Origin of the sequence: Nonomuraea monospora, assembly GCF_039531895.1 — a bacterium.
GTDB lineage: Bacteria > Actinomycetota > Actinomycetes > Streptosporangiales > Streptosporangiaceae > Nonomuraea > Nonomuraea monospora.
Map to the genome: position 1 here is coordinate 508,372 of NZ_BAAAQX010000003.1, position 11,998 is coordinate 520,369.

The window sequence follows — 11,998 nt, forward strand, 5'->3', positions numbered from 1 at the left end:
TGTAGGGAATCGGGCTATATCTGGAGAGATGACCCTCTGGACCCCGGATCCCACGTTCTATCCATCCCCCAGAGACGCCGCCGGCGCCCCCGCCGAGAAGCTGGCGTACGTCGCCGCGTTCGACCGAAGCTGTGCCCGGCCTGACGCACTCGCCGTCATCGACACCGACCCGTCCTCGCCCGCGTACGGCACCGTCGCCGGCTGGACCGACCTGCCCGACACGGGCGACGAGCTGCACCACTTCGGCTGGAACGCGTGCAGCAGCGCCCTGTGCCCGAACGCGCCGCACCCGCACGTGGAGCGGCGCTACCTGGTCGTGCCCGGCCTGCGCTCCTCGCGCATCCACATCTTCGACACCAAGGACCGGATCAGCCCCGAGCTGGTCAAGGTGATCGAGCCGGAGACGCTGGCCCGCCGCGCCGGCTACTCGCGCCCGCACACGGTCCACTGCGGCCCCGAGGGTCTGTACGTGTCCGCGCTCGGCGGCGCCGACGGCAGGGACGGGCCCGGCGGGATCGCGGTGCTCGACCACACCTCGTTCGACGTGCTCGGGCAGTGGGAGCTGGACCGGGGGCCGCAGTACCTGGCCTACGACTTCTGGTGGCACATCAACCAGGACGTGCTCGTCTCCTCGGAGTGGGGCACGCCGTCCATGATCGAGGAGGGGCTGGTCGGCGAGCTGCTGCTCGGCCGCAAGTACGGTCACAAGCTGCACTTCTGGGACCTGCGCAAGCGCAGCCACGTGCAGGAGGTGGACCTGGGCGACGAGCACCAGATGCCGCTGGAGCTGCGCCCCGCCCACGACCCCACCCGCCTGTACGGCTTCGCCGGCGTGGTCGTCAGCGTCGAGGACCTGTCGGCGTCCGTCTGGACCTGGTTCCACGAGAACGGCCGCTGGCAGGCCCGCAAGGTCATCTCCATCCCCGCGGAGCCCGCCGACCCGAGCCGCCTCCCGCCGATCCTCCAGCCGTTCGGCGCGGTGCCGCCGCTGGTGAGCGACATCGACCTGTCGGTGGACGACCAGCGCCTGTACGTCTCCTGCTGGGGCACCGGCGAGATCAAGCAGTACGACGTCTCCGACCCGTTCAAGCCGGTCGAGCTGGCCTCGCTGCGGGTGGGCGGCATCGGCCGCGAGGACCCGCACCCCGCCGACCCCTCCCTCCCGCTGCGCGGCGGCCCGCAGATGGTCGAGGTCAGCCGCGACGGCCGCCGCGTCTACCTGACCAACTCCCTGTACGGCGCCTGGGACGACCAGTTCTACCCCGACGGGGTGGGCGCCTGGATGGCCAAGATCGACACGGACTCGTTCACGTTCGACACCCGCTTCTTCCCCCACGGCGAGGACTTCCGCGGCCTGCGCCCCCACCAGGTGCGGCTGCAGGGCGGTGACGCCTCCTCCGACTCCTACTGCTACCCGTGACGCTCGCCGCCGTGCTCCTGCTCGGCGCCTTCCACGGCCTCAACCCGGCCATGGGCTGGCTCTTCGCCGTCGCGCGCGGTCTGCAGGAACGCAGCATGGACCGGCTGCTGCAGTCGATCCCGATGATCGCCCTGGGCCACCTCGCCTCGGTGGCCCTGGTCGCCCTGGTAGTGGCGGCCACCGGCTCCCTCGTCACCGGCACCGTGTTGTCGGTCGGCGGCGGGCTGGTGCTGGTGGGGTTCGGCCTGTGGCGGCTGCTGTCGCGCAGGCACTTCCGCTGGGTGGGAATGCGGCTGTCGCTGTGGCAACTGGCCTGCTGGTCGTTCCTGATGTCGTCCGCTCACGGGGCCGGGCTGATGCTGCTGCCGGTCTTCACCGGCCTGCGGGCGGAGGGTCACGCCGGTCACGCCGCGTCAGGAGGGCTGGGCGTGGCGGCCCTGCACACGCTGGCGATGTTCACGGTGGCGGGGGTCGTCGCCGTGGTCGTCTACCAGGTCGCGGGGCTGACGGTGCTCCGGCGGGCGTGGTTCAACGTGGACCGGATGTGGGCGCTGGCACTGGTGGCGGCAGGGGCCATCACGTTGATGCAGGTCTGAACGGGCAAGATGTGACATGTGCGGATATCCATCCTGGGGCCGATGGAGGTCGAAGGGGACCACGGGCCGATCGCGGTCGGCGGCCTCCGGCTGCGCGCCTTGCTGGCGCTCCTGGCGCTCGAAGCGGGCCACACCGTCACGGCCGAACGGCTGATCGACGCGCTCTGGCCGGACGCCCCACCCGCCAACGGGCCGAACGCGCTGCAGACCCTGGTCAGGCGGCTGCGGGTGGCGTTGCGGCCGTATGACGTGGTCGAGAGCAGGCCGGGCGGGTACGCGCTGACCGTGGCCGAGGACTCCGTGGACGCGCTGCGCTTCAAGCGCCTGTCGGCCGCGGGCCAGGGCCTGTCGGCCCCGGGGTCCGGACCGGCGGACGTGGAGGCGGGGCTGGAGTTGTGGCGTGGTGCCGCGCTGGCCGACCTCACCGCCGTCCCCAGGCTGGCCAACGTGGCCGCCGCGCTGGAGCAGGAGCGGCTGGCCGCCGTCGAGACCCGGGCCCAGCAGCGGCTGGCCGCCGGGCTGCCCGTCGATCTGAGTGCCGAGGTGGCGGCGCACCCGCTGCGGGAACGGCTGTGCGCGCTGGCCATGCGGGCGATGGCCGCCGCCGGACGGCAGGCGGAGGCGCTGGAGCTGTTCGAGCGCACCCGCCGCACGCTCGCCGACGAACTGGGCGTCGACCCAGGCGCCGAACTCCGCGCCGCCCACCTCGCCGTCGTGTCGGGGGCCATCGCGGCGGGGCCCAACGCGTCAGAGGCCGTCGTGGCGGGGGAAGGTGCTTCCGTGCGGTGGCCCGTACGGCACAAAGGGAACGTGCGGGCGCCGAGGACCGGCATCATCGGCCGCGAGGCGGAGCTGGAGCAGCTTCTGGGCCTGCTCGACAAGGCGGAGCTCGTGACGCTCGTCGGCCCCGGCGGCGCGGGCAAGACGCGGCTGGCCACCGAGGTCGCGCTGCGGATGGCGGGCGGCGGGCTCGACGGGGTGTGGATGGTGGAGCTGGCCCCGGTCAGCGAGCCCGGCGACGTGGCGGGGGCGCTCCTGGAAGTGCTCGGCCTGCGCGAGGACCGCCCACGCTACCGGCCGGCCGAGGAGGAACTCGGCCGTCACAAAGCAGCGGACCCGGCAGGGCTCGCCTTCGAGAGGGCGGCGGATCCCGTCGCGGTGGCCGTGGAGGCGTTGGCGGGGCGGCGGGTGCTGCTCGTCCTGGACAACTGCGAGCACCTGGTCGGCCCCGCGGCCGAGCTGGCCGAGCGGCTGCTCACCGAGTGCCCGGCGCTGCGCGTGCTGGCCACCAGCAGGGAGCCGCTGGGCGTGCCCGGCGAGCACCTGGCCCCGGTGCCGCCGCTCGAACCGCCGCCCCTGGGTGCGGATCCGGGCACGGCGGCGGCGTACCCGTCCGTGAGGCTGCTGGTCGAACGCGCCACCGCCGCGCGACCGGCGTTCGCCCTCGACGAGAGCAACGTCAAGGACGTGGTGGCGTTGTGCCGCAGGCTCGACGGGATGCCGCTGGCGATCGAGCTGGCGGCGGCGCGGCTGCGCACCATGACGCCCCGGCAGCTCGCCGACCGGCTCGACGACCGGTTCAGGCTGCTGACGGGCGGCAGCAGGACCGCGCTGCCCCGCCAGCAGACGCTCAGGGCGGTGGTCGAGTGGAGCTGGGACCTGCTGGACGACCAGGAGCGGGTGCTGGCCAGGCGGCTGGGCGTGTTCGCGGGCGGGGCGACGCTGGAGGCGGTGGAGGAGGTGTGCGGCGGTACGGCGGACGTGCTGGGCGCGCTGGCCGACAAGTCGCTGGTGCAGGTCACGCCCGAGGGCCGCTACGCGATGCTGGAGACCATCCGCGCCTACGCCGCCGCGCGGCTGGAGGAGGCGGGCGAGGCGGGGGCGTACCGGCGGCTGCACGCCGTGTACCTGCGCGACCTGGTGGAGCGGGCGACCCCCGAGCTGCGGACGGCGGCGCAGATCGAGTGGATCGAGCGGCTGGCCGCCGAGCGCGACGACTTCGCGGCGGCGCTGCGCTGGGCGCTCGACGAGCGGGACGCCGAGCTGGCGCTGCGGCTGTGCGCGGGGCTGAACTGGTTCTGGTGGATGTGCGGCTACCGGCGGGAGAGCGCCGCCTGGGCCACGCAGGTGCTCGATCTGGTGGGGGAGACGCCGCCGCCCGGCCTGGCGGGCGCGTACACGGCGTGCATGTTCGCCTGGGGCGTCAACCGGTTCGGCTCGATCATCAACGACCGGGAGGCGATGCGGGCGCTGTGGCGGCGGATCGAGGACCTGGTGGACCTCGCGGACCGGGAGGGGCCGGTGCATCCGATGCTCCGGCTGAGCAAGGTTGTCATGGCCTTCGCCGCCGGGCTCGACGAGCACGCCGCCGAGCTGCTCGACTCCTACGTGGCGGGCGACGACCTCTGGCTGGCCAGCTCCGCCCTGATGATCAGCGGCAGGGGCGGGAGGGGTGGCAGCGAGGAGAGGCTGGAGCGGGCGGTCGCCGGGTTCAAAACGCTGGGGGACCGGTGGGGGCTGACCGAGTCGCTGCTCGGGCTGGCCGCCGTCCGGGCCGAGCGGGGCGCGCCGACCGACGACCTCATCGCCGAGACCTGGGAGCTGACCAGCCCGTGGGTCAGCGCCGACGAGGCCGTCTCCACGCTGGTCAGGCTGGCGGACCTGCGCACCAGGGCCGGCGACCTGGACGGCGCGGGCCAGGACCTGGCCAGGGCACGCGCCAGCCTGGACGGCGCGGGCGGGGACCTGGCCAGGGCGCGCGCCGGCTTGGACGGCGGGGGCGGGGACCTGGCCAGGGCGCGGGCCGGCTTGGACGGCGGGGGCGGGGAGGCGAGCGCGTTCGCCCGGATGCAGCTCGGCCAGGCCGAGGCCGGGCACGCCGTCCGCACCGGCGACCTGGAGCGCGGGCTGGCGCTGTACCGGGACCTGTTCGCCCTGCTGCCGGAGGTCGTGCCGGTCATGCAGTTCGAGGTGTCGCTCAGGACCGCCTACGGCCGCGCGCTGCTGTGGAGCGGGGACGTGGAAGGGGCGCTGGCCGAGCACCACCGGGCACTGCGGACGCTCGGCGAGGTGGTCCCCGACCGGCCGCTGCAGTCGGTGACGCTGGCCGGGTTCGGGCTGATCGCGCAGGCCGGGGGCGACCAGGAGCGGGCGGCCGTGCTGTTCGGGGCCGCCTCGGCGGTGGAGCCGGCCGACGGCTCGCCCGAGACGGCCGAGGGCGTCGAGGCGGCCAGGGCCGCCCTCGGCGCGGAACGGTTCCAGGCCTGCTTCGCGCAGGGCGCCGCGATGGGCATGCCCGAGGTCTACGCGATGGTGGGCAGCACGACGTAGGTGGGGGCGTGCACCGTGGTGGTGCCCTTCTCGGGGTTCCTGGCGAACCTGGGGAAGTTGGCGCCCGCCAGGTCGATCCTGATCCGGTGCCCCGGCAGGAACGCGTTCGAGGTCGCCCCGAGCCGCACCGTCACCTCGCCGGGGGCCGTGCCGCCGCTCACCCTGGCGACGCCGTCGGTGAGCAGCTCGGCCCGTCCTGACGGGTGCACGTCGATCAGCTTGGCGGTGAGGTCGGCGCTGCGAGCGGTGGTGGACACGCGGGCGACCAGCTCGACGGCCCCGCTCACCTCCACCCGCCGCGTCAGCGGCTCGCTGACGAAGCGCAGCACGTCGGCGCGCTGGTCCAGCGGGCGCTGGTCGAGCGGGCCGAACCCGTCGAACGCCATGACGGCACCGCCGACCGTGGGCACCGGGTCGCCGGGGTCGCTGACGAACTTCCAGGACCCGCCGGTGCCCGGCGTCGTCGAGAGCGTGCCGCCCGGACCCAGGTGGTACGCCGTGCGCCGGGCCCGCGCGATCGGCCAGTCCGCCTCCTCGCGCCACGCGTCGTCCCCCATCACGAAGATCCGCACCTTGGCCTGGTCGCGCATCGGCTCGCCGCGCAGCCAGTGGCCGAACCAGTCGAGGTGCAGGCCGGTCCAGTCGACGGCGTCCTGGCTCGCGTGCTCCCCGTAGTCACGGCCGCAGATGTCCCTGTCGTGGGTGAAGTGCGTCCACGGGCCCACGACCAGCCGCGAGTCTCCGCGCAGCAGCGTGTAGTGCTCGATGGAGGCGTCCAGGAAGTAGTCGTACCAGCCGGTGCTGACCAGCGCGGGCACGTCGATGCGGGAGTGGTCCACGACGCCGTCCCGCCAGAGCGGGGCGCGGGGGTCGGGGGTGTCCATCCAGGCCGAGTAGAAGGGCACGAGGTCCGCCAGCAGGGGCTGGTCGGCGAGCGGCAGCCGGTCGAACAGCTCGCCGAGCCGCGAGGCCGCCGCCAGGTACGCCTGCCTGTCCTGCGGGGTGGCCGTGCCGCGGGCGATGCGCCGGTCCAGCTCGCGCGGGCCCAGCACCATCAGGCTGACGGTGAGGATCACGTTGAGGTTGGGGACGCCGCCCGGCTGGTACACGCACTCGTACAGGCCGGCGGGGGAGACGTGCGGCGCGATGGCGCGCAGGCCCTCGGGCCGCTCCTGGGCGGCGAGGAGCTGCGTGATCGCCAGGTATGAATCACCGTACATGCCGACATTTCCATCGGACCAGGGCAGGGTCGCCGCCCACCGCACCGCGTCGTGGCCGTCCCGGGCCTCGCCGCTGATGAACCGGAACTCGCCGTCCGAGTCGCCGGTGCCGCGCACGTCCTGCGCCACGACCGCGTACCCGGCCGCCACCAGCCGGGGCACGTCCAGGTGGAACCCCGGCCCGGCCAGGCCCCGGCCGTAGGGGGTGCGCGACAGCAGCACGGGGAAGGGCCCAGGCCCATCGGGCCGCCACGCGGTCGCGACGAGCCGCACGCCGTCACGGGTGGTCATGGTCTCGGTGGTCTCGATCATCGGACTCTCCTGTTGTAGGCGCGCAGGGCGAGGGGCGTGAAGAGGGCGAGCAGCGCGGCGCTCCAGCCGACGGTGATCCACAGGTCGGCCGCCGCCGCCCCGCCGCCCAGCAGGCCGCGCAGGGCTCCGGCCAGGTGGGAGACCGGGTTGACCCCCATCCACCAGGTCAGCCAGCCCGGCATGTCGGTGGCGGGCACGAAGGCGCTGCTGCCGAACGTGAGCGGCAGCAGCACGGCCGTGGCCAGGCCCTGCATCGAGGTGACCGACTTGGCGACCAGCCCGATCCAGGCCGAGCCCCAGCTCAGCGCCGTGGTCATGAGCAGCACCAGGCCGATCCCGGCCAGCGCGCGCAGCGGGTCGGTGGTGATGCGGAAGCCGACGGCGTACCCGACGGCCAGCGACATCGCGACCGTGATCAGCATGGTGAGCAGGTCGGCGATGATCCGGCCCGTCAGCGGCGCGGACCTGGCGATCGGCAGCGTCCTGAACCGGTCGAAGACGCCGTTGCCGATGTCGGTGGCCAGGTTCATGCCGGTGGTGATCGTGGCCATCAGCGCGACCTGGACGAGCACGCCGGGCAGCATGTACGCCACCGCCCCCGCCCGGTCACCCCCGGCCGCCCCGCCGAACAGGTACACGAAAATGACGATCATGAAAACGGGCTGGAACAGCAGGCCGAAGAGCTGCCCTGGGCTGTTCCGCAGCGGGATCAGGCTGCGCCAGGCCAGCGTCAGTCCTTGGTTGACAGCAGTGATCATCGCTTCTCTCCAGTGAGGGTGAGGAAGACGTCGTCCAGGGAGGGCAGCCGCAGGGAGTGCTCGGCGAGCACGATGCCCGCGTCGTCCAGCTTCCGCAGCACGGCGGGCGGCACGGCCAGGTCGTGGACCGGCAGGGTCAGCACGCCGTCGGCGGCGCGGACGCCGAGGATGCTGCCGGCCTTCTCCAGGTCCGCCGCGTGCAGCGGCCTGACGTCGAGCCGGTGCCCGCCCGCCAGCGCCTTCAGCTCGGCGGGCGTGCCCGACGCCGCGACCCGGCCCCGGTCGATGACCAGCAGGTCGTCGGCGAGCTGGTCGGCCTCCTCCAGGTACTGGGTGGTCAGCAGCACCGTCACGCCGTCGGCGGTCAGCCCCCTGACCGTGTTCCACAGGTCGCCGCGGGCGTGCGGGTCCAGGCCGGTGGTGGGCTCGTCGAGGAACAGGATCCGCGGCCTGGCGACCAGGCTCACGGCCAGGTCGAGGCGGCGGCGCATGCCGCCCGAGTAACCGCCCGCCGACCGGCCGGCCGCCTCCTCCAGGCCGAAGCGGGCCAGCAGCTCCGCGGCCCTGGCCTTGGCCGCCGCCCTGGTCAGGCCGAGCAGGCGGCCGATGAGCACCAGGTTCTGGGTGCCGGTGAGCTTCTCGTCCACGGAGGCGTACTGGCCGGTCAGCGCGATGAGCTCGCGGACCTTGCCGGGCTCGCGGGTCACGTCGTGCCCGCCGACCAGGGCCCGGCCCGCGTCGGGGGCGATCAGGGTGGCGAGGATGCGCACGGCGGTGGTCTTGCCCGCGCCGTTCGGGCCCAGGACGCCGAGCACGGTGCCGGTCCTGGCATGGAGGTCGATGCCGTCGAGTGCGGCCTTGTCGCCGTACCGCTTGGCGAGCCCTTCTGCTTCGATCGCGTACGTCATGCCAGGAACGGTGCCGGGCCGCCCTGGCATCGGCCTGGCACCGGCCTGTCAGGGGCCTGTCAGCGGCATCACGCGGTGCGGCACCACCGTGGACAGCGTGATGACGGTGGTGCTGCGGCGCACCCCCGGCACGGCCAGCATCCGGTCGATGACCTGCTGGAGGTGCTCGTGGTCGCGGCCCGCGATCCGGCACAGCACGTCGCCTGGACCGGTCACGATGTAGGCCTCCAGCAGCTCGGGGATCGCCTCCAGGGTCGCCGAGATGTGCTCGCGGGCCGCCTGCTCGACCTCCAGCGTGGTGAACGCCTGCACCGGGTGGCCGAGCGCGGCGGGGGACAGCTCGGGGCCGAAACCGGTGATCACGCCGTCGGCGACCATGCGGTCCAGCCGGGCCTGCACGGTGCCGCGCGCCACCCCCAGCAGGCGGGCGATCTCCAGCAGGCCGCTGCGCGGGCGCTCGGCGACCAGGCGGAGCAGGTCGCGGTCCAGATCGTCGAGACCGTGGCGGCGTGCTGGCATATTCGCCTCCCATAGCGGGGTTTCACTGTCAGATCGGCAGCATGCGAGGGGCACTGTTGTCAGATACGGCAACCGGGCCGGAGACTTCGGATCTTATGGAGCACCAGCACCCTTTCGTTCCCTATGAGCCGGAGCGCTACGCGCCCGAGGAGATGGTCAGGCGCGGCGAGGAGTTCCACCGGCTGGTGGACCGGCGGCGCAGCGTGCGGCAGTTCAGCCCGGAGCCGGTGCCGTACCGGTGCGTCGAGCTGGCCGTGCGGGCCGCCAACACCGCGCCGTCGGGGGCGCACCAGCAGCCGTGGAAGTTCGTGGCGATCGGCGACGCGCAGACCAAGCGGCGGGTGCGCGAGGCGGCAGAGGTCGAGGAGCGGCAGAACTACGAGGGCGGGCGGCTGCCGCCCGAGTGGCGGGCGGCCCTGGAGCCGATGGAGACCAGCTCGGACAAGGGGTACCTGGAGGTGGCGCCCTGGCTGGTGGTCTGCTTCGCCGAGAAGTACGGCCTGACCCCCGAGGGCGAGAAGGTCAGGCACTACTACGTCAACGAGAGCGTCGGCATCGCCTGCGGCCTGTTCATCACGGCGCTGCACGTCATGGGCCTGTCCACGCTCACGCACACGCCGAACCCGATGGCCTTCCTCAGCGAGATCTGCCGCCGCCCGCCCAACGAGCGGCCCTACATCCTGTTCCCCGTCGGGTACGCGGCCGAGGGCAGCGAGGTGCCCGATCTGGCCAGGAAGCCCCTGCAGGAAACCCTGATCCCGATGTCCGTAAATTTGGGCCTTTCCTAGGTCTGGCAACCTCATCACTCTCAGTTCAGGCGCGAGTCAGCAACCCCATCCCGAGCGCCTGAGGAGGACGAGGTGAAACGCCGTTTTGTCATCCTGCTGGCAGCCCTCAGCCTGATCAGCCTGACCGGCATGACGGGCGCGGGTGCCACCGCCGAGCCGCCGCCCAACAAGCAGTACCGCGTGTCGGGCCCGGTCGACGCACAGCAGCGCAGCGCCGTCGCGGCCACCGGAGCCGCCATCGAGGAGGTGGCCAAGGACTCGGTCCTGGTCACGGCCACGGAAGCCGAGGTGTCCGCCATCAAGCGGCTCGGCTACCGGGTGGCGGAGGTGCCGCGCCCGACACCCCCGTCCGTCGACGCCTTTGACTTCCCGCCGGCGGACTCGCAGTACCACAACTACGCGGAGATGAACGCGGAGATCAACGCCCTGGTCGCGGCCCATCCGGGCCTCATCAGCCAGGCCAACTACGGCACCTCCTACGAAGGGAGGAACCTCCGCCTCATCAAGATCAGCGACAACGTGGGCACGGACGAGAACGAGGTCGAGGTCCTGTTCACCGCCCACCAGCACGCCCGCGAGCACCTCACGGTCGAGATGGCGCTGTACATCATGCACCTGCTCACCGACAACTACGGCAGCGACGCGCGGATCACCAACCTGGTGAACACCAGGGAAATCTGGATCATGCCGGACATGAACCCGGACGGCGGCGAGTACGACATCGCCACCGGCGCCTACCGCTCCTGGCGCAAGAACCGCCAGCCCAACTCGGGCTCCTCGGCCGTCGGCACCGACATGAACCGCAACTGGGCCTACAACTGGGGCTGCTGCGGCGGTTCGTCCGGCACGACGTCGAGCGAGACGTACCGGGGCGCCAGCGCGGAGTCGGCGCCCGAGGTCAGGGCGGCGGCCAACTGGGTGCGCAGCCGCGTGGTCGGCGGCGTCCAGCAGATCAAGTCGCACATCGACTGGCACACCTACAGCGAGCTCATCCTGTGGCCCTACGGCTACACCTTCAACGACACCGCCCCCGGCCTGACCCAGGACGACAGGGACGCGCACGCCACCCTCGGCCAGAACATGGCCTCCACCAACGGGTACACGCCCGAGCAGGCCAGCGACCTCTACATCACCGACGGCACCATCGACGACTGGATGTGGGGCGTCTACAAGATCTTCAGCTTCACCTTCGAGATGTACCCGACCGGCTCCAGCCCGGGCTTCTACCCGCCGGACGAGCAGATCGTGCCCCAGACGACCCGCAACAGGGAGGCGGTGCTGCGCTTCCTGGAGTACTCCGACTGCGTCTACCGCATCATCGGCAAGGAGGCCCAGTACTGCGGCACCGGCAACCCGCCGATCACCGTCTACCAGGACACCTTCGAGTCGGCCACGGGCTGGACCGCGAACCCGGGCGCCACGGACACGGCGACCCTCGGCCAGTGGGAGCGCGGTGACCCCGAGGCGACCACGTCCAGCGGCGCCAAGCAGCTCGGCACCACGGTCAGCGGCGCCAACGACCTGGTGACCGGCCGGCTGGCGGGCGCGTCCGCGGGCGCGAACGACATCGACGGCGGGATCACCTCGATCCAGTCGCCGCCGATCACGCTGCCTTCGACCGGCGCGCTGAACCTGTCGTTCTCGTGGTACCTGGCGCACGGCTCGAACGCCTCCACCGCCGACTACCTGCGTGTGCGCGTGGTCGGCAGCACCACCTCGACGGTGCTCAACCAGGCCGGTGCGGCGACCAACCGCAACGGCGCCTGGGCCACGGCTTCTGCGAGTCTGAACGCCTTCGCCGGGCAGACCGTCCGCATCCTCGTCGACGCCGCCGACGCCTCAGGAGCGTCGCTGGTCGAGGCCGGTGTGGACGACGTGAGGATCACCCAGCAACCGTAACCTTCAACCCCCACTCCGCCGCACGGGATTCCGGCCCCCGTGCGGCGGAGTCGTGTTTGGGTCTTGTAAGCATCCGGTGTCAAAGCTACGATCGCGACAACTCTTAGGAAACTTTCCTAAAAGTAATCATCAATCGGACAAAACCTAACAACCGCTGCAAGGTTACTCGCGCCGACACCCCCCAAAGGCCCGTGCCATCACCTCCGCGGGCCGTGCCGTACGGCTTGCGCTCTCACCCCCCGGCGCAA

General features: G+C 72.4%; 9 protein-coding genes. 5 read left to right on the top strand and 4 right to left on the bottom strand.

Annotated elements, in window-relative coordinates:
• Window positions 1-28: 28 nt before the first annotated feature.
• The 3 genes from ABD331_RS08880 to ABD331_RS08890 are packed head-to-tail and all read left to right on the top strand — an operon-like array spanning window position 29 to window position 5,346.
• Window positions 29-1,420: a selenium-binding protein SBP56-related protein gene (locus tag ABD331_RS08880; RefSeq protein ID WP_344472443.1), complete on the top strand. Its 1,392-nt coding sequence runs from the start codon at window positions 29-31 to the stop codon at window positions 1,418-1,420.
• A complete protein-coding gene (locus ABD331_RS08885; RefSeq protein WP_425565969.1) occupies window positions 1,417-2,016 on the top strand; it encodes a hypothetical protein in 600 nt (199 codons plus the stop codon). The genes ABD331_RS08880 and ABD331_RS08885 overlap by 4 nt, the downstream gene beginning before the upstream one ends.
• Before the next feature lie 42 nt (window positions 2,017-2,058).
• Entirely contained in the window at window positions 2,059-5,346 is a 3,288-nt protein-coding gene (locus ABD331_RS08890) for an AfsR/SARP family transcriptional regulator (RefSeq protein WP_344472445.1), read from the top strand.
• Here ABD331_RS08890 and ABD331_RS08895 read toward each other — a convergent pair.
• From ABD331_RS08895 to ABD331_RS08910, 4 genes are read right to left on the bottom strand one after another with little or no spacing between them, the layout of a single operon-like run.
• Window positions 5,319-6,878: a CocE/NonD family hydrolase gene (locus tag ABD331_RS08895; protein ID WP_344472447.1), complete on the bottom strand. Its 1,560-nt coding sequence runs from the start codon at window positions 6,876-6,878 to the stop codon at window positions 5,319-5,321. The two genes, ABD331_RS08890 and ABD331_RS08895, sit on opposite strands and share 28 nt — an antisense overlap.
• Window positions 6,875-7,636, bottom strand: coding sequence for an ABC transporter permease (locus ABD331_RS08900; protein WP_344472449.1), 762 nt, complete (start codon window positions 7,634-7,636; stop codon window positions 6,875-6,877). Before ABD331_RS08900 ends, ABD331_RS08895 begins: the two co-directional genes overlap by 4 nt.
• Window positions 7,633-8,544, bottom strand: a complete 912-nt coding sequence (locus ABD331_RS08905) for an ATP-binding cassette domain-containing protein (protein ID WP_344472451.1) — start codon at window positions 8,542-8,544, stop codon at window positions 7,633-7,635. The genes ABD331_RS08900 and ABD331_RS08905 overlap by 4 nt, the downstream gene beginning before the upstream one ends.
• 48 nt (window positions 8,545-8,592) lie before the next feature.
• Entirely contained in the window at window positions 8,593-9,063 is a 471-nt protein-coding gene (locus ABD331_RS08910; RefSeq protein ID WP_148435191.1) for an Lrp/AsnC family transcriptional regulator, read from the bottom strand.
• A 95-nt stretch (window positions 9,064-9,158) separates the two neighbouring features.
• Between ABD331_RS08910 and ABD331_RS08915 the strand changes: the two genes are divergently transcribed.
• Both ABD331_RS08915 and ABD331_RS08920 read left to right on the top strand, forming a co-directional pair.
• A complete protein-coding gene (locus ABD331_RS08915; RefSeq protein ID WP_344472454.1) occupies window positions 9,159-9,851 on the top strand; it encodes a nitroreductase family protein in 693 nt (230 codons plus the stop codon).
• 72 nt (window positions 9,852-9,923) lie between these two features.
• A complete protein-coding gene (locus tag ABD331_RS08920; RefSeq protein WP_344472455.1) occupies window positions 9,924-11,750 on the top strand; it encodes a M14 family metallopeptidase in 1,827 nt (608 codons plus the stop codon).
• Window positions 11,751-11,998: the final 248 nt, after the last annotated feature.